Here is a 25,036-nt window from a genome sequence, read left to right as displayed (position 1 = left end):
TTAGCTTTTCTAGTTTTTTATTACAAGTCTTTTAAGCTTCTCAAAATCCTCATGAATAAGCTCCAATAAACTCCGATTATAAAAAATGGAAGCTGGATGAAAAGTCGGAAAAACATGATATTCTTTCTCTGACCATGTAAACTCTGCACTTTGCATATCCTTTAATTTTTGAATGGGCTGTTTTAATAATTGCCCGTGTACATCTGTGATTTTTTTATTTTTTCCTGTTAAACGTTGAAGACCGATATTTCCAAGCGTGACGATAAGCTTCGGATGTATTTTCTCTAATTCATAATCTAACAAAGGCGCATGGGCAACTATTTCTCCCTGATTTGGCGTTCTATTATACTTTTTTTGTATGATTTCACCATTTCGTTCTTTTTTCTCTCGCCATTTATAAGGTCTACTCCGAACAGCGCTCGTAATATATACTTCTTCCCTTGTAACGTGGATACGCTCTAAAAAAACCATTAATTGTTTTCCCGCCCTCCCGCTAAACGGAATCCCATTATGAATTTCTGTTTCACCAGGTGCTTCTCCTAACAACATAAATTTGGGATTTTCAGGACCTTGTCCACTTAAAAAACCTTCTAGTTGATAAGGAGCACTACGCTCTTGTACTTGTTTTACTAAATGGTCTGGATATTTCATTTCCCCCACCACCTTTCCGCATTACTTCTATTATTTCTATTTGCAATACATTATATAATTCAATCCACACAACAAAAAAAGACTATCAAAATTGATAGTCTTTAGTCGTCGCTACGCTGCATACCAGTATACATTAATACGAGACGTAATAATTCAAATACCGCTACAGCTGCAGCTGCTACATATGTTAATGCTGCCGCATTTAATACTTTACGAGCTTGCCCATATTCATCTGTTGATACAATACCTAACGCTTCAATTTGTTGCATTGCGCGCTTTGACGCATCAAACTCAACTGGCAATGTAACGAGCTGGAACACAACACCTGCTGCCATTAAAATGATACCTAATAACAATAGTTTTGACATTGTCGCAAATATACCAATCATAATAAATACCCATGATATATTCGATCCAAAATTAGCCACAGGAACTAACGAATGACGAATACGCATAAAGTTATAATCTTGTGCATCTTGAATTGCGTGTCCTACTTCGTGTGCTGCAACTGCTGTACCAGCAACTGAATGTCCATAATAGTTATCTGTTGATAATCGAACCGTCTTAGCGGTTGGATCATAATGGTCTGATAAATGACCTGGTGTTTCTTCGACAGCTACGTTGTATAATCCATTTTCATCTAAAATTTTTCGAGCCACTTCCGCTCCTGTCATACCTGATGTTGAATAAACTTGTGAATACTTGCTATAGGCACTACGTACTCTTGACTGTGCATACAACGGTATGATCATTATGATCGCGAAGTAAATTAAATAAAACATCATGAACCTCCATTGAAGTTTTAATTATAGTACTTCTCATTCTATTTTCTTCTGCCACTATTGTCAATGAATAAACCTTACAATCCATATCTTTATTTATTGCATTATCTATTTTTAGAATGTACATTACTTTTTCTTTTTTCTCTCTCTCCTTTATACTTTCTCCATCCAACATAAGTTAATGTGAATAAAATAAGTCCCCCAGTAATTGTCATAAACCAAATGAGAGAGGGTGCAATTTCATCTTTTTTTACTGTGTGAAATATCTTTTGCAAATCCCCTTTAATAATCCCTAATTGCATTTGGCCGCCTTTCGTTTTTAACATAACGTTACGAAATTCATCTAAATAAGATAAATGAACATTTACACGCTGGACCTCGTTTTCTGGCAAAGCAATCATTAAGCTTGGATAAATAATATTGAATTCATTTAAAAACGTATTTAACGTTTGTTGAAACTGCCCAGCATCTTCTTTTTCCATCGCTTTTTCCATTTGAGAAAAGGCATCCATTACTTTCCTTTCTCTTTCCATCCAAAGTGGTTGATATTTCGATACTTGTGCATCAACAGCAAGTTGTAATGCCAGCACATTATCAATTTTAGCTTGCTTACCTAAACCTTCTTCAGAGAGCGATTGTTGCGCCTTATCGTAAGCTAAAGAAATAACTCTAACTTGATCTGGTGTTACTTCCTGCTTCTTTTCATTCCCCTTTATTAAAAACTGCTCCGAGAAATGTTGTAATACTTGTACCGCTTTTTCATCTTCATTACGCTTCACTAACTGTAACGAGTCGTCTAACAACCCTGTTAGCTCATTCCACTCTTCAGCATATATACGTAACGGAAACATTATAATTAGAAATGCTATCAATCCAATTAATGTTCTCTTCATCCCGGTCCCCCCTTAACTACTAGTACAAAATATGTTAATTTGGACAAGAATAGAACAGAACTAGACCGAAAAATATATTATCGTTTTACAAAGAAAAAAATTCTCTTTAAACAGAGAATTTTTTCTGTGACATCCTTTTCTTTTTTACGAGATATCTATATAAGCTGTAACAAAGTATACTCCCACCTAAAATGAATAATAAAATAGCACACGCAGCATGCATAAAGAACTCTTCTGGTAACATTAATATAATTGGATCCTTTTCAGGATCAAAAACCCAATAATCATTACTAAATAAAAGTTTATGGAATAATACAAAACTCTTTTCAAAATTAATAGCAATTGGTAACATAAGCGCTATCGGAAAAATGATTGTTAAAATCGATCCGTGCAGTAAAAACTTTTCATTTTTCTTTTTTAATAAATAAATTCCGCCTATCACTGCAATCATAATTGTCGCATACATCACATATTGAATCTTTACTAAAATATTTTTAACATCTACAAAATGAATACGGCCATTTGCGGACATATCTAATGTAGGCAAATGTAATGCTCCGTCATAAAACGGGGATAAATATGTAATAAGCACATCGTAATTTCTTTTAATTTCATCCTTCGTCATATCCGCTAAATCAGGAATATTTAAAAAATCAATTTCAAAATAATACAACCATTTTCCATATACAACTGCCGTTGTTGCGAGTGCAAAAATAGAAAATGCTATGCTATATGAAACAACTAAAGTAATCAATCGATCCAATATTTTTGTACCACTCTTATTTTTCTCCATGTTCTCCCCCTAAATGTTCTAACCATCATAAAGAAAATTGTTTTCTTTGCTCACGTAAGCAACAATAATATGTAATACATAGTACAGCAATACTTAACCAAAACGTAAAATAACCAATTTCCTCTACAAACAAATGCATAATTCCATATCGCGGCATTTGCCAAAATAAATAATCAATTGCATCGTTATGCAACGTCCACACAGCTACTACTATAAAATGCCATTTTTTTATACGATAGAATGGAGCATATAAAAATCCTTGTATTGCCATCGCGAAGTGCGAAAGCATTAACATGTAGCCCATAAGGCCTATAGGGCCTTTTACGTAAATCATAATCGCGTTTACAACAACAGCCCAAATACCATATTTTATTAAAGTTACAATCGCTAACGCTTCTATTAATCCCCAGTTTCTCTTTGCCAAAAAAGCAATTAAAACAAAGACAAAAAAGAGAGTCGCCATAGGACTATCTGGTACAAACGGCCAAAATATAGGTGACGTTTCTTTCAATTGATTTCCGTACCATATAAATCCATAAATTGTACCTAATAAGTTAACAATTAATAAAAATAATAATACCGAGCGTTGTCTTAACATTGCATACAAGTACACCAATCCGTATGTCCAACACCTTTCAAGCAAAGTAATTCATTCACTAAATCCTACTCTATTATAACAAACTTCATCCAACTAAATAGAAAAGCTGACTACAAATTTTGTAGTCAGCTTTTTTATTATTTTTTATTATACTTTGCAACGAATTCCGAAAGCTTCTTCAGTTCCTCATCCGTACCTTTAAATACACCTTTAGGCATTGAACCTTTTCCCTCTTTCGCAATTTTAGCAATTTCTTCTGGCTTTAAAGTTAAGTTTTGCAGTGCCGGTGCTGCTGCCCCGCCTTGTAAATTGTCACCATGACATGTTAAACAAGTATTTTTTTGCATTAATTTATAGCCATCATCATTTTTATCAACTGGCGCTGTTTTTACAATTGCTCCTTGTTTTTTTGCAGCTTCCCAGTCGTGGTGTGCTACAGATTCCCAAGTTAAAAAGATAATCGATGCAATTGCTAAAAGCATAAATCCAGTTGCCACAGGACGCTTCAATGGACGTCTTTCTGGACCTCGATCAAGAAATGGAGCTAACAGTAATGCTCCAAACGCAATCCCTGGCATAATAAATGCTCCAATTACAGTAAATGAACCGGAAGCATACGAATACTTTAATAACTGATACAAGAATAAGAAATACCAATCTGGAAGTGGTATATATCCAGCATCTGTTGGGTCCGCCATTCTCTCAAGCGGCGACGGATGCGCCACTGTTAAACATAAATAACCGATTAAAAAAACTGCACCAACCATCCATTCTTTTAACAAGAAGTTCGGCCAAAATGCTTCTGTTTTCCCTGGGTATTCAGAATAGTCTTTTGGAATATTTGGTTTCCGAGCTACTGGTACCCGAGAATCTCCTACAAACTTCATCCCTTTGCCGCGATGCATAATCTCCCTCCTTTAGTTCTTTCCCCTTTAATTTAGCAATCTCTTATAGTGGACCGGAAATACCTTGTTTGCGAATCATGATGAAGTGGAAGGCCATTAAACCTAGAAGTGCTGCTGGTAAGAAGAAGACGTGAATAGCAAAGAAGCGAGTTAATGTTTGAGCGCCAACAATTTCGGAATGACCAGCGAGTAATGTTTTAATATAAGGACCAATGAGCGGTGTTTGCTCTGCAATTTGAATCCCTACTTTTGTAGCAAATAAAGCTTTCATATCCCACGGTAATAAATATCCGGTAAAACCAAGACCTAACATAACAAAGAAAATAAGAACACCAACAATCCAGTTTAACTCACGGGGCTTTTTATACGCACCTTGGAAGAAAACTCTGAGTGTATGTAAAAACATCATTACAATTACGAGACTAGCACCCCAGTGGTGCATACCACGAACAATTTGCCCATAAGCAACTTCATTTTGTAAATAGTAAACTGATTCCCAAGCATTTTTAATATCAGGCACATAATACATCGTCAAAAACATTCCAGATAAAATTTGAATTACAGTAACGAAAAAGGTAAGTCCTCCAAAGCAATAGACGAATGCAGAAAAGTGATGTGCCGGGTTTACATGTTCAGGTACTTCATGATCAGCGATATCACGCCATATTGGTGTAATATCTAATCTTTCATCCACCCAATCATAAATTTTATTTAACATCTACTTTGCACCCCCTCTTGGCTTCGCTTTTCCTAGATACAGCGTTCCATCTTTCACTTTAGACTCGTACACATCAAGCGGAGCAAGGGGTGGCGTACCTTTAATGTTAATCCCATCTTTTGTATAACGACCCCCGTGACATGGGCAAAAGAATTGATTCGGATGTGCTTTGTCCGAATTCCAGTTAACTGTACATCCTAAATGTTTACATACTGGAGAGAACGCAACAATGTCTCCGCTTTCATCTTTATGAACCCAAGCTGATTTTGGTTCTTCAGACTTGTACCAACCATCAACCTGCTTCACTTTAAAATCGAAACGCTTCGGCTCTGTTGTAATATCCTTTACTTGCGCAACAGCAACCATATCCGTTCCCGCTTCTTTTCTTAACACCGGATCAAGCGCAAATCGCGTCATCGGCATTAAAATACCGGCAGCCATAAAGCCTCCTACCCCTGTGAGTGTGTAATTTAAAAATTGTCTTCTTGACACGCGATGTTCTTTCTCGCTCACGAAAATTTCCCCCCTCTATCAGAAATTGTCCCCTCGTGATAAATTATATAAAAAATAAAAACTAGGACACTATCATGATATAATACGCTCATGCACAGGTCAATATCATACTACTCATAATAATAAGAACTTTCTGTTTATTATGAGTTTCCCCATTTCTCTTCCAACATCACCATTATATTTTTTATATGTGCATGAATAACTTCTCTTTTTGCTTGATCACTAAATTGTTCTAATGCTAATGAAGGAAACCAAAACAAATCTCCCTGTAACTCTTGCATATCCTCTTTCCATGAAAAATCACTTGTAACATAAGCAATATGCTTAAAACCTTCACTTCGTAAATGATTTGTCCATTCTTGCAAACGACCTTTTTCATTCTTTTGACTTTCTACCAAATACGTAAACGCAGGCAGTAAAAGCACTCTTCCCTTATACTCTCTTTCCAATTCCGTGCTCAACAATTCGATAAATTCACCTTGTTCTACAACCATTTTCATTTCTTTTGCTGCCGAAATTGATAACAGCGGTATTACTCCTGTATCAACATACTCTCTTGCTTGCTCAAACTGTTCCACATCTTTTACAATCCACTTCAAATTCCTTCCCTCCTTCACTTACAAATGACAGAACTTTCACTTTATATATATTAAACCATACTAAAAGAGGTAAAAAAAGAAAAACTACCCAATATAGGTAGTTTTTCTTGATGAAAGTCTGAAATTTGTAAAAATTTATTAATCCAAATAAATTCTATAAAGTTTTTAACTCTGCCGTTAATCTATGAAACGCTTCCTTATCTTGCTTATCTAACGCTTCATCAATTTGTTTCAAAAGGCGTTCTCTCCTAAACGAAAATACACTTTCTTCCAAAAACCTTTCTGCAAGTAAACGATCTTTTTCATTTACTTCAATATGCTTTGGTAGATATGGGTTTTCTTCTAATACAGCTACATAATTCGCATTTTGAAACGATGATTTAAAGTTGAGTTGAATATAAATATCCTCATCTCGATTTAAACGAATATCATGAAACGATTTTTCAGCATCTGTTGTCATAACATTTTGTTTAAAAAAGTGAAACGGTGTGTCTTTCACACAATTTGCTGACATCACTAAGCCACGCGGACAATATTTTGCATGCTCTACGAAGTGGACTTTATGCATCAATTGGTCGTGACTCATTAAATAATTCAGAATCCATACACATTCACGCTGTTTCAGTTGGTAATTATTCAAAAACCATTTTACAAAATCCTTCTTCTCGTTTACAGAAACAGGGGTATTCATAGCAATTAAGTCCCTCCTCTGTCTTTCTCTTTTCTTTTTAGATTCAAGAAGCGGCATTCAGTTTCCTTCCAACTTATGAAAAATCCTCTAAATTATATAACAACTCTTCAATATGAATTTGTGTCGGGTCTAGTTGTAATAACTGGGTAAATACTTCTTTCGCCTCTTTTCGTTTTCCTTCTTCCAATAAGAAATAACCGTACTCTTCTAAGAAGTCTGGATGATTCTTAAAAGAAGTATATGCACTTTCATAGTGTTTTAATGCATCCGAATACATTTCTAATTGTTTTTTTGCATACGCAAGATCCCAAAGTAGTTGTGTATCTGGTTCTCCACTATCAATAGCACGCTCTACAATTGCAATTAACTCTTCGTACTTTTCTTGTTCTTTTAAGATATATGCATATTTTAATGTTGCACCTAAATGCCCTGGATCTAACTCAAGCGCTTTTTGAAGAACTTCCTCTGCTTCTACTATTTTTCCTAATTTCGCCGCAATGTTCGCTAACTCTACATAAAATGGAACTGAAAGCTCATCTACTTTAATTCCTTCATGAAGCGTTTCATAGCTTTCTTGAAGCATTCCTTCTTTTTCATAGCTTTTCGCTAAATACATGTACAGTGATGCGTACTCAGGGTCTAATTCTTTTAGTTCTTGCCAAGCACCAATTGCTCTCTGATATTCTTCACCTTGGTATAATGTGAAGGCATATCCAAATAATGAGTGAATATCTTTTTGTTCCTCTAGGCCTGCTTCATAATAAGAAATCGCTTCTTCCCAGTTTCCGATCGCGCTTAACGTTTCTGCGAGGCGAAGTGCGATCACAACACCACCCATTACTTTATGTTCCGCTAATAGCGATTCATAATAAGTAATTGCCTTTTGTTCTTCACCTTTACTACTATATAATTCTGCTAACCCAAACGTAATAACAGGTTCATCAGGCATCATTTCTTTCGCCTTTAATAGTTTTTGCTCTGCTACATCATCAAAACCTTGCATTTGGAATAAATCTGCAACAAGTAATAACGATTGAACATATAAATCGTCATTTTCTGGAATATCATGAAGCACTTCAATCGCTTCATCTTCTTTATCTAGATCAATATATAATTCTGCTAAAAATACAGTGAATTCACTTTCTTCTGGATACAGTAAACGTAAGTCTTCAGTAATTGCTAATGCCTCATCTGTAAATCCAAGTGTATGATAGTAACGAGCGATATCATACTTCTCTTCATCATTCGCAATTTTTAATTGTTCTTTTAATAATTGTAATCCTTTTTCTGCTTCACCATTTTCAATATATGAAACAGCTTGTTCAAACTTTTGCATAAACGTCTCCTTTAATTCTAAAAAATATTCTCTTCTGTTCATTTATCATAAGCAACTCACTGTTAGAACGCAACCTTTAGAATGAGCATGCTTCTTCTTATACTTCTTCCTACAGAGTAGTTAATTGTTCAAAAGGTTCGGATATGACACCGATACCTTATCATCATCTTCTATTGTACCGCTTTCTTTTATGACCGTGCAAATAACTTCTCTCACTAATTATCAAGCCATACAAACCGTGGTTTACAGAATAACTTAATTAGCAGTCTTCAACCTTTATTTTGAATGCGATAAAAAAGGCTCCTATAATAGGAGCCTCCACAATCTCTTAAGAATATGTTTCTTCTTTCTGTACTTGCTCATTTACAAGCTCTTTCAGTAACTCTATAATTTCATCATTTTCTTCCTTCAAACCGACAGTAATACGAATACCATCATCGATACCAAATGCAGCACCAGAACGAACGATATATCCTTTTTTCATTAATCGTTCGAAAGCTTCATTACCTGGTATACCGAGTTTTAAGAAAATGAAATTTGTTTGAGATGGATAATAGAATACGTTATATTCTTTACAAAATGCATAATACTGATTTAAACCTTCAGCATTCTTTTGCACACAATCTTGTAAAAAAGCTTGATCTTCTAATGCAGCGAGTGCTACAGATTGGGCTACAGTTGATGTATTGAATGGTAACCTAGCTACTTCTAGCTGTCCAATTAACTTCGCATCCCCAATCGCATATCCGATACGAAAAGCAGCTAAACCATATGCTTTTGAAAACGTGCGTAAAACCATAAGATTTTCATACTTTTCAAGAAGTGGTAATGTTTGCGGATAGTCTTCTGCTTCCACGTATTCATAATATGCTTCGTCCATAATAACGAGAGCCGACTTAGGAACTGATTCTAAAAATGAAAGTAATTTTTGTTTCTCAACATATGTACCTGTTGGATTATTCGGATTACAAATCCATACAATTTTCGTTTTCTCATCTACTTGCTCTAGCATTGCATCTAAATCGTGAATACCATCTTTAAGTGATACTTCACGAACTTCTGCTCCTTCAATAACAGCATGGTGATGATATTGTGAAAACGTAGGATTCGCCATTACAACGTTTGTTCCTTCATGTAGTAACGCTCGGCTAATCATTTGAATGACTTCATCTAATCCACTACCAAATAGTAGTTGTTCTGCTTTTACACCTAAATGTTCCGCTATTTTTGTCCGAAGTTCAAAGGCATATCCATCTGGATAAAGGGCATATTGGCTCGCTAAAGAAGTTAATGCTTCTGTCACACGTGCTGAGCAACCGAATGGATTTTCGTTGGATGCTAATTTCACAATTTTTGATAAACCATATTCTCGTTTTACTTCTTCAATGTTTTTCCCAGGCACATACGCTCTCAAAGTTAACAATTGCTCTTTCACTCTCATTTTTCTTCCCCCAGTCATTTCATTCAATTTGATTACAATACGGTTATAGCCCCTTACTGTAATCTTTTGTCATAACCGTCACTATTACGAGAATACCTCTAAATGAGCACTTCACAGCACTTCGCTATCATTTTAAACCATATCTTTTTGAAATGCCTCTAACGCAATATGAACAGTCTCATCTGAAATAGATACGACATTCACTACCCCATATTCCTGCATAAGCACCATATGAATTGCTCCTGCATTTGCTTTCTTATCTTGTTTCATCAATTGAACGAGGCGCTCTACATTCAAATCTCCTGGCATTTTTGGATAGCCGTATTTCAAGAACCACTGCTTCATATCTTCATAAGCAAGATCAACCTTGTACACTTGCTCACTTAAAAATATGGCGAATAACATTCCAACCGCTACACCGTCACCGTGAGTAATATTTCCATACCCTAGCTCTTTTTCAAGAGCATGTCCTAACGTATGTCCAAAATTCAAATGAGCACGTACACCCTTCTCTGTTTCATCTTGTGACACAACATTTGCCTTTACAGGAATCGCCTTCGTTAATATATGGATTAACTTCTCATCATGAAGATCCGCTAATGTTTGCACTTCTTCTTTTAACCAATGGTATAGCTCCACATCACCGATAAGAGCATGCTTTATCACCTCTGCATAACCTGAACGCCACTCTTTTTCAGGAAGAGACTGTAAAAACGGTGTATGATATACAACTGCTTCTGGCTGATGGAATGCACCAATCATATTTTTACCTAACGGATGGTTAATCGCTACTTTCCCACCCACTGCGCTATCGTGCGCTAATAAAGTTGTCGGAACCTGCACAAAGCGAATACCACGCATAAACGATGCAGCAACAAAACCAGCTAAATCTCCAATCATTCCGCCTCCAAGTGCAAGAATTAAAGAATTTCTATCTAATTTATTTTCAAGAGCTGACGTATGAGCCGCATAGAAATTTTCGAAAGACTTCTCTTTTTCGCCACTTGGTACAACAAACGAAAACACGTGCTGCTCTACTTGTAATGCATCGATAACTGTCTGTAAATGTAGTGATGCAACAGCTTCATCTGAAATAATCATTACGTTAGATACCGCTGGCTGCATATTCTGAACGATCGTTGTTAAGTTTGACAACACTTCTTTACCAACATGTACATCATATTCTTTTGATTTCGTTTGAATATGTATGTTTCCCATTAAAATCCCCTCGCATATTCATTATGTTTCTCAATATTTTCACGAATTAGTTCCATACGATCTAATCCGAATTGTTCTATTAAAGCTGTCGCTAATTCCCAAGCCACAACCGCTTCTGCAACGACACTAGCTGCTGGCACTGCACAACTATCTGAACGTTCAATGCTCGCTGTAAAAGGCTCTTTCGTATCAATATCTACACTTTGAAGAGGTTTATAAAGTGTAGGTATCGGTTTCATCACACCGCGCACAACAATTGGCATTCCAGTCGTCATACCGCCTTCTAATCCACCTGCATTATTTGTTCTTCGTGTATATCCATGCTCCTCATTCCACAGAATTTCATCATGAACTTCACTTCCTGGTCTATGCGCTGCTTCAAAACCAATTCCAATCTCGACACCTTTAAAAGCATTAATACTCATAATTGCAGCTGCTAATTTCGCATCCAGTTTTCGATCATAATGCACGTAGCTACCTACTCCAATTGGCATCCCTTCCACAATTACTTCAACGATTCCACCAATTGAATCACCATTTGCTTTCGCATCATCAATCGCTTTCATCATTTGGTTACCAGCTTCGTCATCTAAGCAACGTACAGGAGATGCTTCGGTAATACTCTTTAATTCTTCAATTGAACTATACGTAATCTCCTTAGCTTGTACACCGCCAATTTCAATTACATGGCCCGCTACTTTAATACCAAGTTCTGCTAACACCTTTTTAGCAACCGCACCAGCAGCAACACGCACCGTCGTTTCGCGCGCTGACGAACGTTCCAGTACATTCCTCATATCTCTATGACCATATTTAATCGCACCATTTAAATCAGCATGCCCAGGCCTTGGTTTTGTCACTTTCCTTTTCATCTCTTTTTCTTCTTGCTCAGTTAAAGGCTCCGCCCCCATAATTTTTGTCCAGTGTGCAAAATCACGATTTTCAACAACAAGTGCAATAGGGGAACCTAATGTTTCTCCATGTCTAACACCACTTAAAATTTGCACTTGATCCGTTTCAATTTGCATGCGTCTACCGCGCCCATATCCCTTTTGCCTTCTAGCTAACTCTTCGTTTATATCATCTGCTACTAAAGACAATCCTGCCGGAACACCTTCTATAATCGTTGTAAGTTGTGGACCATGAGATTCACCAGCTGTAATATATCGCATACGTTATTCCTCTTTTCGTATATGTATTTATCTCACTATATTAACTTTTATCATTCTAAAAATATTAAAGAAATTATATCATAAATCGACCATTTTCTTATTCTATATTTCCGATAGTCCTAATTTAAATATCAACATATCATAACAGTTCAAACTTCGTAACTAACTGAAAATAAAAAAAGTGCAAGAAGAATACCCCTATTCTCCTTGCACTTTTTACTATTATCACAGTGATTAAAGCGTTTACAAATTATTTCAAAATAATTAGTAAATCCATTCATTCATTAATTTTGAGTAGTCAACTAATTCTTCTTCTTTAAAGAAAATAGCAATCTCGCGCTCTGCGCTTTCTAAAGAATCAGAACCATGGATAATGTTTTTCGCAACAGTTACACCGAAATCTCCACGAATTGTTCCAGGAGCTGCTTCATGTGGTCTTGTTTTCCCCATCATGTTACGAGCTGTATCTACTACACCTTCACCTTGCCATACCATTGCGAATACAGGTCCAGATGTAATAAAGTCTACTAACTCACCAAAGAAAGGTTTTTCCTTATGCTCAGCGTAGTGTTGTCCAGCAATTTCTGGAGTGACTTGCATTAATTTTGCACCAACTAATTGAAAGCCTTTTTTCTCAAAACGAGCTACAATTTCCCCAATGAAGGCACGTTGTACACCGTCTGGTTTTACCATTAGAAATGTTTTTTCCATAAAAAATCTCTCCACTTCTGAATTATGTATGTAATTGTATATCCCCACACACATATTATCACCCTTATCACAATTGTGCAATAGTTTTGAAATAGAGAGATTATTTTATTTTTTAGAATAAACCTTAAAATTTTCGTTTTCCAATATACTTTGCAACATTTTGTAATGCGTACTTTGCTTTTCCACGTGGGAGTGGTTTTATTATTTCTAAAGCTTTATGTAAATAACGTTCACTAAACGCAAATGCTTGATCAATTGCTGTACTATTTTTTACAGCATCAATAATTTCTTGCATTTCACTTGCTGTTGAATTTTCATGTACAGATGTGATTTTCTGACGAAGTACGGGATCTTCCATCGCATATAAAGCAGGAAGTGTAATATTCCCTTGTAGTAAATCCCCACCAGCAGGTTTTCCAAGTTTCTCTTCTGTAGAAACGAAGTCTAAAATGTCATCAATAATTTGATAAGACATTCCTACAAAATACCCATACCAAAATAGACGATTTACCGTATCACGATTAGCACCAGCAGCAATCGCTCCCAATTGACAACTCGCGGCAATTAATAATGCTGTTTTTCGCTTTATTCTTCTTAAATACGTTCTTAAATTTTGGTCATAATTGTATTTATCTTTAATTTGTTCAATTTCACCTTTACAGACTTCTAAAATAGTATGTGATAACGCTTGATGTGCCTCTGGAATTTCGATATTGGTTATACATTCAAGAGACTTAGCGAACAGATAGTCCCCTGTATACATCGCAATACGATCTCCCCATTTCGCATTCACAGTCGCACTGCCGCGTCGTAAAAATGCAGCATCAATAACATCATCGTGAACAAGAGAAGCCATATGAATAAGTTCTAACGCAACAGCAACATGCTTAATCGCATCTAACTTATAATCTCCAAATTTCCCTGCAAGCAACACAAATACAGGACGAATTCGTTTCCCACCAGCTTCAATAAGCTGTAATGCTGCCTCTTCTACTAATGGCTGTTCAGAAGCGACTGTCTTTTTTAATTCTTTTTCTATCACATTAATATCCGATCGTAAAAAAGAGTACATAAGTTGTAACTTCATATTGTTCACCTTAACCTAAAACTTCTTTTTTCTATTTTGATTCTGGTTTAATTCCTAAATGCATTGCTGCTACCCCAAAAGTAAATGGTTTCACTTGCACACATTCAAGTCCAGCTTGCTCAAACATTTGAGCCAATTCTTTCATCCCTGGGAACGTACTAGCAGATTCTTGAAGCCATGAATATTCTTTATAACTTTTCGCAAACATCTTTCCAAATAACGGCATGATATATTTAAAGTATAAAATATACCCTTGTCGAAAACCAATCATTGTTGGTTGAGATGTTTCTAAACAGATTACTTTTCCACCTGGTTTTACTACACGCGTCATTTCTTTTAATACGTGCATATAATCCGGTACGTTACGTAAACCAAACCCAATCGTCACATAATCAAACGTATTATCTTCAAACGGAAGTTCCATTGCATTCCCATGTAGAAGTTCTACTTGTTTTAATTGTAACGCCTCTACCTTTTGCTTACCAACAGATAACATATTTTCACTGAAGTCTAAGCCAACAACCTTTCCTTGCTCACCTACGGCTCCAGCTAGCGCAATTGTCCAATCTGCGGTTCCACAGCATACATCAAGCGCTTGACTGCCTGGTTGTACATCCATAATTCGCATCGTTTCTTTCCGCCACGCTTTATGTCTTTGAAAACTAATTACAGAATTCATCACATCGTATTTATCAGAAATCTTTTCAAATACGTCATGTACTCTTTCTTCTTTTGATTGTTGCATGCTCGTACCTTCTTCCAATGTAAAATTGCTTATGTCTTCTATTTATTCCTTAACACAGAATTTATTTCATTTATGTCTGTGTGATTTTCTAAAAATTGTTTTTCTTTCTTTCTCAATTCCTTCATCCAACCATTAATCACTACTTCTGCTTTATCCCCTAAAGCATCTTGCATAGCTTGAAAAACAGGTGAATGTTGCTTATCAGCATACAATTGAATTTCTTTTTGAAGGCGATTTCCACCTAATACGTATGTGATAAATGGCTTCCAATGTGATAACTGAAAATGATCACATGTTTTTTGAAGGAGCGCAGACTCAATCGTTACTATGCTTTTCATTATGTCATCCGTCGTTTCATGCGCTTTTTGGTATAACATAATTTTGTGTTCATTTATCTCTTTAATTCCTTCAGCAAGTGCACGAATTAAAACAATATCACGATTCATAGACAATAAATAATAATATAGTCCACTATAGTAATCGCCTGCAAGTACTGTTAATTGACGACATTTATGGAATTCAATCTCTTCCTCGCCTGCTTTATTTGATACCCTTTCATGCGTATCAAGCGCAATTTGTACAAGCATAATTGTTACTACGTAATGCTCAATTTGTTCTATATGTAAGTTTGCACTCTTTAAAGCACCATATAACAATGCTATCTTTTCTTCATCAATAAATGGTTCTTCAATATAGTTTATAAAATAAGGATGGCGTAATTTCTCCATCAATTTTTCTTTTATACCCGCATACCCTCCGTAGATGTCACACACAAAAAATCACCCTTGTTTTCTAATTCATAAAACTTATTATAACACATACACTCTATTTTCTATAACCAAAACTTGGCTACACCTACCATTCATGTAAGCAATCTTTCTAATCTCACTCTGTCTAGTTAAAACTATATCATTTATTTACTAAAAAAAAAAAAGAAAAGCAGTTTCCCGCTTTTCTTTACTTCGTTTTAATAAACGATAAAATTTCACTGCGCGCTGCAGCATCATTTTCAAGCACACCACGCACTGCTGTCGTTACTGTTTTCGCACCTGGTTTTTTCACACCACGCATCGTCATACACATATGTTCTGCTTCTACTACTACCATTACACCATGAGGCTCTAGTACTTCCATAATAGAGTTCGCTACTGTTGATGTAATACGTTCTTGCAGTTGTGGGCGACGTGCAATTGTATCTACGGTACGAGCTAATTTACTTAACCCTGTTACCTTTCCACCTTGCGGAATATATGCAACGTGAGCAACTCCATAGAATGGTACTAAATGATGCTCACACATCGAATAAAATGGTATATCTTTTACTAGTACAAGCTCTTCGTGATCTTCTCCGAATACTTTATGCAAATGCTCTTTCGGATCTTCATGCATACCTGAGAACACTTCTGCGTACATTTTTGCAACACGCTTTGGTGTATCAAGTACTCCCTCACGATTTGGGTCATCCCCAATCGCCTCTAAAATAAGGCGTACTGCATGTTCAATTTGTTCTAAATTAACTTTTGCCATCCGCTAGCCCTCCCGAAAACCTAAAAGTGATACGAACACATTCTAGCATATTTATGTTTTTAAAAGCAAAAAGAAGAGTTCCCAAAAAGGAAACTCTTCTTCCCTGTTAATATGTAAGGATTATTTAACCGCATCTTTTAACGCTTTACCAGGTTTGAATGCAGGTACTTTACTTGCAGCGATTTCAATCTCCTCACCTGTTTGTGGGTTACGACCTTTACGAGCCGCACGCTCACGAACTTCGAAGTTACCGAATCCGATCAGTTGTACTTTATCACCTTGTTTTAAAGCTTCTAAGATAGAATCAAAAACAGCGTCTACTGCTTTTGTTGCGTCCTTTTTAGAAAGGGAACTTGCTTCTGCAACAGCATTGATTAAATCTGTCTTGTTCATGCCATTCACCTCCTCCCAAAGATAAGACTGTATAATGATCATAAAATGAGTCTTACTTTCATTTGTAGGCAATTTTTGCAAATTCTATACTACAAAGATGTAGATAAATCATTATCAACGCCTATATTATACGATTCTCCTTTATAATTCAATATTTTTAAGGAAATTGTTACTCTTAAAATGTGAAAATCTGATGAAACTTGACAATTTACAACAATGTATTAGATAATGACTGTTTATTTTTCTATTTTATAATAAAAAAAAACAAAAAATCCCTCTACAATGAGAGGGATTTTTTCTTATAGTATAATCGCAATTAATCCGCCAGATCCTTCATTAATAATTCTTTCTAGCGTTTCTTTTAATTTATATCTAGCATTTTCTGGCATTAAAGATAATTTCGCCTGAATTCCTTCTCGAACAATCGAGCTAAGTGAACGTCCAAATATATCAGAATTCCAAATTGATAACGGGTCATCTTCAAAATCTTGCATTAAATAACGAACTAATTCTTCACTTTGCTTTTCAGTACCAATAATCGGCTCAAACGTTGACTCTACATCTACTTTAATCATATGAATAGATGGCGCTACCGCTTTTAACTTCACACCAAACCTTGAACCGTGACGAATAATTTCTGGCTCATCTAAGCTCATATCCGCTAATGCAGGTGCTGCTACACCATATCCTGTTTGCTTAACCATACGCAGTGCATCCGCCACTTGATCGTACTCTATTTTCGCATGAGATAAATCGAGCATAAGCTTTAACAAATGATCTTTCCCTCGAATTTCTACTCCTACTACTTCTTTTAAAATCTGATCATATAATTCATCTGGCGCATATAAATCAATCTCCGCCACACCTTGCCCCATATCAATGCCAGCTAGGCTCGCTCGATCAATAAATTCATATTGACTAAACTGCCAAACAACGCGATCCACATCACGAAGACGTTTTATATCCTTCACAGTTTCTTGAACTGCTTCTTGATAACTTTGACGCAACCAATGCCCTTCATTTAGCACCATTACCCAACTCGGAAGGTTCACATTCACTTCTAATACAGGGAATTCAAATAGCGCTTCACGAAGTACATTATATACATCTGTTTCTCTTAAACTCTCCACACTCATTGCAATAACCGGGATATCATATTCTTCTGATAAACTTTGGCGTAATTGCTCTGTATCTGGATGATACGGCTGTACCGTATTAATTATCATAATGAAAGGTTTTCCTACTTCTTTCAACTCATTTACAACGCGTTCTTCTGCCTCTATATAATCTCTTCTTGGAATTTCACCAATTGTTCCATCTGTTGTAATTACAACACCAATTGTTGAATGTTCTTGAATTACTTTACGCGTGCCGATTTCTGCAGCTTCATGGAATGGAATAGGTTCTTCATACCAAGGGGTATTAATCATACGCGGGCCATTCTCATCTTCATAGCCCTTCGCTCCAGGAACCGTATATCCAACACAATCTACTAATCGAATATTCACTTCAAGTCCTTCATCTACTTCGATAGAAACCGCTTGGTTTGGAACAAACTTCGGTTCCGTCGTCATAATTGTACGACCAGCAGCACTTTGAGGCAATTCATCCTGCGCTCTTTGACGGTCAGACTCATTCTCAATATTTGGAATAACTACAAGTTCCATAAATTTTTTAATGAATGTTGATTTCCCTGTTCGAACAGCTCCTACAACTCCAAAATAAATATCACCGCCTGTTCGTTCTGCAATATCTTTAAAAATATCTACCTTTTCCAAGTGATTCCCTCCCTCAAAATTTTTGGGAATAATTCCGCGTTTATAGTCAACTAATACCTTCTCTAACGTTGCCTATAATATCTGATATAATATAATGGTATTCTAGAAGTTCGGACAATATATCATATAATTTTGTCCAATTTCATATGACTATTAAAAAATATCTTTTGTTTGCATCGTAAGTTGTATAACATAAAAAACCTTTCTTCTAGAACTTATTCACTAAAAGAAAGGTTCATGACTTATCATTTTAAAAAAATTGGTTCTCCGTCCTTTACTGTGTACGGTAAAGAATAAGCTGGTACAAACGGGGAACCTTTCGAAAGTATATTTCGAATATCTTCTCCCTCTGTAAACTGCCCTTCATTTTTTTTCAAAGCGTCATATAGGTCGATTCTATAATCAACAAAAACTTCTCCTTTTTCATTAATTACAAAAGGAAGTCCTTTACCAGAATATGGACTTGTCACTTGTGGCACATCTTTATATCCTAGTTTTTTGAAATCCAATTCATATACACCATCTGAAATTACTTTTTTAAAAGGTGGATATTGATGTTCATCACGATACATCCTAAGCTTTAAAGATAGTTCCTGAATTTGTTCAGCCATCCTAACATCAATTAACTTTACTGTCGGATTTGTTTCAACGTCTATTAATACGTATTGATATACTCCTCCACTTTCATACGCATTCCCTGGCGCTTCTTGTATGTAACGCGGGGCAATCTGTTGAAAATCGATTGGATACTTTTGATAAATAGGTGTACTCATATCCCTCGTCTTAATTGGCAATATCCCATCATTTTGCTCCTTAAATGTCACAACAGCTTTTTGAACAACCTGTAGCTGATCTTCATAAGGAACCGCATTTTGCTTCATATTTTCTTTCGGATACAGACACCCCGTTAAAAGGCTCATACAACAAAATATTAAAATAATATGGAATTTTTTCACTAGCATCACCTTTTCATACTAATCTAATTTGCTCCGTATATAGTATTTTCGAGACCATTCCATTTACTGCTGTACAGGTCCACTAAATACAACAAGAAAAATAACAATTCCTGACACAATCATAAGGGTGTACGCTACTAACGCTGTAATCCCTTTCAAAAATTTATTCTTTATTCTATGTCTACTTAATAAAATAAAACTTACTGCAAAAAACATAAATCCAATTGCCCCTAAAGCCAGCCACATTTTCATAAGCCCTTCTGACATATACACACCCCTTTTTATTAATCTATTTTTATACTATTTTAACAAATTAAAATCTTTAAACAAATACAAAAAGAACATTTTACTACAAATCGCGAGTATGTAACTTTAATCAATAGGTTTTCCAGCATTTCTCACCAATCTAGGCAAAAATAAAACCGAAGCGATTGTATCTCTCGCTTCGGTTGACCAAATATGCCCAAAAACAGCTCTATTCCCATTCTTTCATGGCTATCATATGCAATCTCCAAACTCTTTGTTTCTCATAATTTATTTTTTAAACATTTTGCTTAACGAACCAAAATCTGTTGGCATATTATTATTAATAATCGCTTTTACAATTTGATCCTCTTGCTCTTTCGGCACTTCACGTCCCGCCATAAGAGCCACTTGATGAATTAATTGACGAAGTACAGTTTCATCACGTAAATTCGCATTTTGCACGGATGATGCTAATTTAAAAATATCCTCTTTATTTACTTTCGCTTCCTTCTCAATATTATTAAAAATATTATTATCCATTCTTTTCACCCTCTCCTCAAGTTACTCTTCATCCTATGCAAAAATGAAAAAATGGTGAAAAGACCCAAAAAATAAAAAAGCGACAGAAGTACAAATGTACTTCTGTCGCTTTTCTTTACAGTAAATCAGGTATAGCTTCCACTTCATGTTTTCGAACACGTCCCATCAATGAGCCTACTGCATCTTTTACGTTATTCCCATTGAACAGCACGTCATATAAAGCAGCTGTAATCGGCATTTCAACTTCCATTTTCTCTGCCAATTCATGAGCAGCTTTCGTTGTTCTTACACCTTCCACAACCATACCCATGCTTTCTAACACTTCTTCTAAAGAGTGTCCTTTTCCAAGCATATTTCCAGCGCGCCAATTTCGGCTATGAACACTTGTACAAGTTACAATTAAGTCTCCCATACCAGTTAGACCAGCAAACGTTAACGGATTCCCGCCCATTTTTCTTCCTAAACGAGCAATCTCTGTTAAACCACGTGTCATCAATGCCGCCTTTGCATTATCACCTAATCCAAGACCATCAGTTATACCAGCAGCTAATGCGATAATATTTTTTAACGCACCACCAAGTTCAACTCCAACGATATCTGGATTTGTGTATACACGAAAATAACTATTCATAAATAAATCTTGTACTTCCTCAGCCGCTTCCATACGCTTTGCTGCAGACGTAACTGTTGTCGCTTGTCGTAAACCGACTTCTTCAGCATGACTCGGTCCAGACAGTACAACAACATCTTTAATTAAGTGCTCTGGAATTTCTTCCTCAATCACTTCCGAAATACGTTTTGACGTACCAGGTTCAATTCCTTTGCTCGCATGAATCCAAGTAATTGGTTCAGTAACAATTTCTTTCATCTCTTGTAATACATCTCTGTACGCTTTCGTTGGTACTACTAGCAGTACTGTATTTACATCTACTAATGCTTCTTCTAAAGAAGAGTAGGCTACGATTGTGCTTGGCAATGTAATGCCTGGGAGATATCGACTATTCTCATGTTTCGTATTAATTTCATCCATAAGTTCTGGGCGATTTCCCCAAATACGTACATCATGTCCATTGTCAGCTAATACCATCGCTAACGCTGTTCCCCAGCTACCTGCTCCTACTACTGTGATTTTTGTCATAAAATCACATCCTCTCCATTAGTCTCTTGCTCTAGCGATAATGTGAATCGGCGTTCCTACGAAGCCAAATGATTCACGTAAGCGATTCTTTAAGAAACGCTCATATGAGAAGTGCAATAATTCTGGATCGTTTACAAACACAACAAATGTCGGTGGTTTTACCGCAACTTGTGTTGCATAGAAAATTTTCAGACGGCTACCATTATGAGTTGGCGTCGGATTCATCGCTACCGCATCCATAATTACATCGTTTAATACGTTCGTTTGAATACGGATACTATGACTTTCATTTACCTCATCGATAACCGGTATTAATGTTTGTGTACGTTTTCTCGTTTTTGCAGATAAGAAAACAATTGGTGCGTATTCTAAGAATTGGAAATGAGCACGGATATTTTCTTCAAATGCTTTCATTGTTTTTTCGTCTTTTTTCACTGCATCCCATTTATTTACAACGATAACAACAGCTCGCCCTGAATCATGAGCATATCCAGCGATTTTTTTATCTTGCTCAATAATTCCTTCTTCACCATCTAAAACGACTAAAACAACGTCAGAACGTTCAATCGCTCTTAGCGCACGAAGTACACTATATTTTTCTGTACTTTCATACACTTTTCCTTTTTTACGCATACCAGCTGTATCAATAATTACATAATCTTTTCCATCTTTACTATATGGTGTATCGACAGCATCACGAGTTGTTCCTGCTACATTACTAACAATTACACGCTCTTGACCAAGAAGAGCATTTACAAGTGATGATTTCCCTACGTTTGGACGTCCAATTAAAGAGAAACGAATTGTGTCTTCATCATATCCGTCTTCTTCAATCTTTGGAAAATGTTGTGCAGCTTCGTCTAGTAAGTCACCTAACCCTAATCCGTGTGTACCTGAAATTGGGAATGGTTCGCCAAATCCTAATGCATAAAAGTCATAAATGTCACTGCGCATTTCCGGATTGTCTACTTTATTTACTGCAAGTACAACCGGTTTATTTGAACGATATAAAATTTTTGCAACTTCTTCATCAGCTGCTGTTACACCGTCACGACCGTTTGTCATAAAAATGATAACATCCGCTTCATCAATTGCTACTTCAGCTTGTTGACGAATTTGTGTCAAAAACGGCTCGTCTCCAATATCAATTCCGCCCGTATCAATAATGTTAAATTCATGATTTAACCATTCTCCAGCGCTATAAATACGATCGCGCGTTACACCTGGAATATCTTCTACGATTGAAACTCTTTCTCCAACAATTCTATTGAAAATAGTAGATTTCCCTACGTTCGGGCGACCTACTATCGCTATTACTGGTTTCGGCATATACTTTCATCCTTTCAACTTGCTTCTGTTTATTATGTAAAAAACCCTTCTTTGTGCAAGAAGGGATTTGCATTCCAGAATATTTCTCAACGTATCAAAACACCTCACATTATAACACACGTTGCTAATGTTTCACAATAATATATACATTCTCTTGTAAGCGATGTGCTATACCATCTAAAATTGCTTCTAAATTATTTGCAACAAATTCTAGTTCCTCCGTCGATTCGCAAACGAATAAAGGAGCACCACCTGCAAATTTTTCTGGAGTCGTTGTTATAACTGCCAGAATAACACTTTCTAACATCATCTCTTATCTCCCCTTCCTTTTGGGGCTTCCGATGACATATGGACAGCACTTTCTAACGTTGGTACATTTCCTATGACACCTATCGCTTTCTCTGCATCTTGATCTTGCGGCAGGACAAAAATCCCAACCCTGCCATCCTCTAAATCACGCTTTGCTAACGGTACAAGCGCTGGTGTACCAGAATCTCTATAAATCCCTAACGCTACTGAAACATCGTGTAAAATAGCTTGTCGTTGCCCTAAATTTGAGATTGTAACCATCGCATCAATTGATTTCGGCTTTAAAATAAAACCCATACCATATTTCATAATTTCTTCTTGTCTTGCTGGCAATCCAATATTCATAATGTAAATATTGTCAATATAAAGCCCTGCTCCTTCAAAACGAAGCGGAACGTGCTCAATTTCAACAAGATCATGTAGCCTTTTACCAGACATTAATTTTTTCGCGATAAAAAATGCGATTATAGCCATAATTACTCCTGCAATCCATGAACGGAATCCTATATACGCAAACGTCGTTGCAAACGACGTTAACATTGCCAAATAGTTGCGACTTTCAAAAACCAATGCAATTCCTTCAATGTATGTATTTCCACGCGGTACGAGCTCATACCCATCTAATTGTTGAAGCGTATTTCTTTCCATATTACGTACATCACGAAATTGTGTCGCTGCTAATGTAAGAAATGTAATGGCAGAAAAATCTTTTTTCAAAATAGACGGGATTGCAATCGCTCCTAAAGCAGCTGCAATTAACCCCATTGCAATATGAATAATTTTCCCATGTAGCCTCGTCGGATATTGCCGCGTATCCGTCCGAAGCATTAGCACCCTTGTAACTGTCCCCGCTATTACGCCGCATAAAATGGCTGGTGTATATTCAGTCATGTATTACCCTCGCCTTTCTTTTACGTGTTTTTCTCTTAAACCGTTCCATGTATACTGATGCTTTTGCAATCCAAAACAATATTGCCATGAATAATGTAGAAATGGCGACGATATCAAAAAATGCTAAACTACCGTAATCATATGGAAAATTCAATTTCCTAAAAATAAATGTCACTAGCAGCTCTCCTTGTAACATCCCTACATATAGAGAACATAATCGTAATATGCGATCCCCATGCAATAACACCGATGCATACACAAGAGCACTACTTAGCAGAAACACTCTATCCACCACAATCCAAATCGGATCATATATTTCTAACAGATGAAAACTTGTATATAACATTGCAATAATAAGTGCCGAAAGTAAGCTATACAATTTTTTCCAGACGGAATATAGCGTGATCCCTATAAAAGAAATAATACAAAGTAAAAGAGCATTTACTGATACCACGAATGAGGCAATCGTTACATGTAACGGAGAGCAAATTATAAAAATCAGTATACAAGCGCCTAACTTCCACCGGATAGGGTCCTTTTTCATAAAAAAGGTTACAATGATCCACCCTATCCAAGCTACAAAATAAAAAGTACTTCCATCCATCAACTTCACCTCCTATGTTTTCCATTATGGGAACTTTTTATGAAAGTTAATCCACTTTATTTACGCATAGTTTTTTCTTATAACAGCAACACTTTTAACAAGGAGGTGTTATTCATTATGGGTAAAGATCGCCAAGAACGAAAACTACGAGAATCACGCCGCGTTGAATCCGATCGTGATCAATCACTACAATATCCAGGTGCAACTGGACTTGATACACCAGAACAGGCTCGAAAACAAAACCAGCACTAATTAATACAAAAAGACGGTTTCTATATTGTACGAAACCGTCTTTTACATAATCAGTTTAATGATTTCTATTTATATCGAAATAATATTTCGCATACTATATCCTCCCATTACTTCTTTTTACCTTCACCTATTCCCATTAAAAATTAAGTTCTCTCCAGTAATTCGACAACACACCATCTACATTTTTCAACCCTTTTTCAATTACAATTTTTACGAAATG

At 36.2% G+C, this 25,036-nt stretch carries 30 protein-coding genes; 1 reads left to right on the top strand and 29 read right to left on the bottom strand.

Annotated features, from left to right (window positions below):
- Window positions 1-9: 9 nt before the first annotated feature.
- The 29 genes from GD442_RS07460 to GD442_RS07320 all read right to left on the bottom strand — a co-directional run bounded on the left by GD442_RS07460 (window position 10) and on the right by GD442_RS07320 (window position 24,564).
- Window positions 10-651 (bottom strand): uracil-DNA glycosylase, encoded by a 642-nt coding sequence (locus tag GD442_RS07460; RefSeq protein WP_000876873.1) that lies wholly within the window; start codon window positions 649-651, stop codon window positions 10-12.
- 101 nt (window positions 652-752) lie between these two features.
- A complete protein-coding gene (locus GD442_RS07455) occupies window positions 753-1,436 on the bottom strand; it encodes a zinc metallopeptidase (protein ID WP_011109966.1) in 684 nt (227 codons plus the stop codon).
- 101 nt (window positions 1,437-1,537) lie between these two features.
- Window positions 1,538-2,326: a sporulation protein YpjB gene (gene ypjB / locus GD442_RS07450; protein WP_000831584.1), complete on the bottom strand. Its 789-nt coding sequence runs from the start codon at window positions 2,324-2,326 to the stop codon at window positions 1,538-1,540.
- Between the two features lie 106 nt (window positions 2,327-2,432).
- On the bottom strand, window positions 2,433-3,119 hold the full coding sequence (gene lit, locus GD442_RS07445) for a lipoprotein intramolecular transacylase Lit (RefSeq protein WP_000414371.1): 687 nt from the start codon (window positions 3,117-3,119) through the stop codon (window positions 2,433-2,435).
- Between the two features lie 25 nt (window positions 3,120-3,144).
- On the bottom strand, window positions 3,145-3,735 hold the full coding sequence (lhaT, locus tag GD442_RS07440) for a lipoprotein heptaprenylglyceryl N-acetyltransferase LhaT (protein ID WP_140158314.1): 591 nt from the start codon (window positions 3,733-3,735) through the stop codon (window positions 3,145-3,147).
- A gap of 119 nt (window positions 3,736-3,854) precedes the next feature.
- On the bottom strand, window positions 3,855-4,622 hold the full coding sequence (qcrC, locus tag GD442_RS07435) for a menaquinol-cytochrome c reductase cytochrome b/c subunit (protein WP_000554603.1): 768 nt from the start codon (window positions 4,620-4,622) through the stop codon (window positions 3,855-3,857).
- A 43-nt stretch (window positions 4,623-4,665) separates the two neighbouring features.
- Complete coding sequence (gene qcrB / locus GD442_RS07430; RefSeq protein ID WP_000932700.1) at window positions 4,666-5,340, bottom strand: menaquinol-cytochrome c reductase cytochrome b subunit; 675 nt, start codon at window positions 5,338-5,340, stop codon at window positions 4,666-4,668.
- Entirely contained in the window at window positions 5,341-5,853 is a 513-nt protein-coding gene (gene qcrA, locus GD442_RS07425; RefSeq protein WP_001290418.1) for a menaquinol-cytochrome c reductase iron-sulfur subunit, read from the bottom strand.
- Window positions 5,854-5,993: 140 nt separating this feature from the next.
- Window positions 5,994-6,452, bottom strand: a complete 459-nt coding sequence (locus tag GD442_RS07420; RefSeq protein ID WP_000871313.1) for a YpiF family protein — start codon at window positions 6,450-6,452, stop codon at window positions 5,994-5,996.
- A gap of 154 nt (window positions 6,453-6,606) precedes the next feature.
- On the bottom strand, window positions 6,607-7,143 hold the full coding sequence (locus tag GD442_RS07415; RefSeq protein WP_001095925.1) for a ReoY family proteolytic degradation factor: 537 nt from the start codon (window positions 7,141-7,143) through the stop codon (window positions 6,607-6,609).
- A gap of 73 nt (window positions 7,144-7,216) precedes the next feature.
- Window positions 7,217-8,479 (bottom strand): tetratricopeptide repeat protein, encoded by a 1,263-nt coding sequence (locus GD442_RS07410; RefSeq protein WP_001168671.1) that lies wholly within the window; start codon window positions 8,477-8,479, stop codon window positions 7,217-7,219.
- Window positions 8,480-8,807: 328 nt separating this feature from the next.
- The gene (gene hisC, locus GD442_RS07405) at window positions 8,808-9,920 is read right to left on the bottom strand and encodes a histidinol-phosphate transaminase (RefSeq protein WP_001264020.1); all 1,113 of its coding nucleotides are present in this window, start codon (window positions 9,918-9,920) and stop codon (window positions 8,808-8,810) included.
- A gap of 132 nt (window positions 9,921-10,052) precedes the next feature.
- Entirely contained in the window at window positions 10,053-11,138 is a 1,086-nt protein-coding gene (aroB, locus tag GD442_RS07400) for a 3-dehydroquinate synthase (protein WP_000526819.1), read from the bottom strand.
- The gene (aroC, locus tag GD442_RS07395; RefSeq protein ID WP_001269384.1) at window positions 11,138-12,310 is read right to left on the bottom strand and encodes a chorismate synthase; all 1,173 of its coding nucleotides are present in this window, start codon (window positions 12,308-12,310) and stop codon (window positions 11,138-11,140) included. Before aroC ends, aroB begins: the two co-directional genes overlap by 1 nt.
- Before the next feature lie 264 nt (window positions 12,311-12,574).
- The gene (gene ndk / locus GD442_RS07390) at window positions 12,575-13,021 is read right to left on the bottom strand and encodes a nucleoside-diphosphate kinase (RefSeq protein WP_000415883.1); all 447 of its coding nucleotides are present in this window, start codon (window positions 13,019-13,021) and stop codon (window positions 12,575-12,577) included.
- 124 nt (window positions 13,022-13,145) lie between these two features.
- Window positions 13,146-14,108, bottom strand: a complete 963-nt coding sequence (gene hepT / locus GD442_RS07385) for a heptaprenyl diphosphate synthase component II (protein ID WP_000776077.1) — start codon at window positions 14,106-14,108, stop codon at window positions 13,146-13,148.
- Between the two features lie 31 nt (window positions 14,109-14,139).
- Entirely contained in the window at window positions 14,140-14,853 is a 714-nt protein-coding gene (menG, locus tag GD442_RS07380) for a 2-heptaprenyl-1,4-naphthoquinone methyltransferase (protein ID WP_001187673.1), read from the bottom strand.
- A gap of 38 nt (window positions 14,854-14,891) precedes the next feature.
- On the bottom strand, window positions 14,892-15,626 hold the full coding sequence (locus GD442_RS07375) for a heptaprenyl diphosphate synthase component 1 (protein WP_000332847.1): 735 nt from the start codon (window positions 15,624-15,626) through the stop codon (window positions 14,892-14,894).
- Window positions 15,627-15,810: 184 nt separating this feature from the next.
- Window positions 15,811-16,380: a GTP cyclohydrolase I FolE gene (gene folE, locus GD442_RS07370; protein WP_001151482.1), complete on the bottom strand. Its 570-nt coding sequence runs from the start codon at window positions 16,378-16,380 to the stop codon at window positions 15,811-15,813.
- A 120-nt stretch (window positions 16,381-16,500) separates the two neighbouring features.
- Window positions 16,501-16,773: an HU family DNA-binding protein gene (locus GD442_RS07365; RefSeq protein ID WP_001043860.1), complete on the bottom strand. Its 273-nt coding sequence runs from the start codon at window positions 16,771-16,773 to the stop codon at window positions 16,501-16,503.
- Between the two features lie 299 nt (window positions 16,774-17,072).
- Window positions 17,073-18,551 (bottom strand): stage IV sporulation protein A, encoded by a 1,479-nt coding sequence (gene spoIVA, locus GD442_RS07360; protein WP_000416519.1) that lies wholly within the window; start codon window positions 18,549-18,551, stop codon window positions 17,073-17,075.
- Window positions 18,552-18,796: 245 nt separating this feature from the next.
- Window positions 18,797-19,507: a hypothetical protein gene (locus GD442_RS07355; protein ID WP_000713407.1), complete on the bottom strand. Its 711-nt coding sequence runs from the start codon at window positions 19,505-19,507 to the stop codon at window positions 18,797-18,799.
- Window positions 19,508-19,570: 63 nt separating this feature from the next.
- Window positions 19,571-19,774, bottom strand: coding sequence for a DUF2768 domain-containing protein (locus GD442_RS07350; RefSeq protein ID WP_001289008.1), 204 nt, complete (start codon window positions 19,772-19,774; stop codon window positions 19,571-19,573).
- Window positions 19,775-20,041: 267 nt separating this feature from the next.
- A complete protein-coding gene (locus GD442_RS07345) occupies window positions 20,042-20,293 on the bottom strand; it encodes a stage VI sporulation protein F (protein ID WP_000369754.1) in 252 nt (83 codons plus the stop codon).
- A gap of 115 nt (window positions 20,294-20,408) precedes the next feature.
- The gene (locus GD442_RS07340) at window positions 20,409-21,431 is read right to left on the bottom strand and encodes an NAD(P)H-dependent glycerol-3-phosphate dehydrogenase (protein ID WP_000161763.1); all 1,023 of its coding nucleotides are present in this window, start codon (window positions 21,429-21,431) and stop codon (window positions 20,409-20,411) included.
- A gap of 18 nt (window positions 21,432-21,449) precedes the next feature.
- Window positions 21,450-22,760: a ribosome biogenesis GTPase Der gene (gene der / locus GD442_RS07335; protein WP_001125893.1), complete on the bottom strand. Its 1,311-nt coding sequence runs from the start codon at window positions 22,758-22,760 to the stop codon at window positions 21,450-21,452.
- Between the two features lie 124 nt (window positions 22,761-22,884).
- A complete protein-coding gene (locus GD442_RS07330; RefSeq protein ID WP_000979059.1) occupies window positions 22,885-23,070 on the bottom strand; it encodes a capping complex subunit for YIEGIA in 186 nt (61 codons plus the stop codon).
- Window positions 23,067-23,960: a YIEGIA family protein gene (locus GD442_RS07325; protein WP_000141596.1), complete on the bottom strand. Its 894-nt coding sequence runs from the start codon at window positions 23,958-23,960 to the stop codon at window positions 23,067-23,069. Before GD442_RS07325 ends, GD442_RS07330 begins: the two co-directional genes overlap by 4 nt.
- Window positions 23,953-24,564, bottom strand: coding sequence for a YphA family membrane protein (locus tag GD442_RS07320; protein WP_000349103.1), 612 nt, complete (start codon window positions 24,562-24,564; stop codon window positions 23,953-23,955). Before GD442_RS07320 ends, GD442_RS07325 begins: the two co-directional genes overlap by 8 nt.
- Window positions 24,565-24,681: 117 nt before the next feature.
- On the opposite strand from GD442_RS07320, the gene GD442_RS07315 reads away from it, so the two are divergent.
- Window positions 24,682-24,816, top strand: a complete 135-nt coding sequence (locus GD442_RS07315; RefSeq protein ID WP_000513900.1) for a YpzI family protein — start codon at window positions 24,682-24,684, stop codon at window positions 24,814-24,816.
- The last annotated feature ends 220 nt before the right edge of the window (window positions 24,817-25,036 follow it).

Source organism: Bacillus sp. A260, assembly GCF_009861435.1.
Lineage (GTDB): Bacteria > Bacillota > Bacilli > Bacillales > Bacillaceae_G > Bacillus_A > Bacillus_A cereus.
This window is presented reverse-complemented; position numbering and strand designations above follow the sequence as displayed.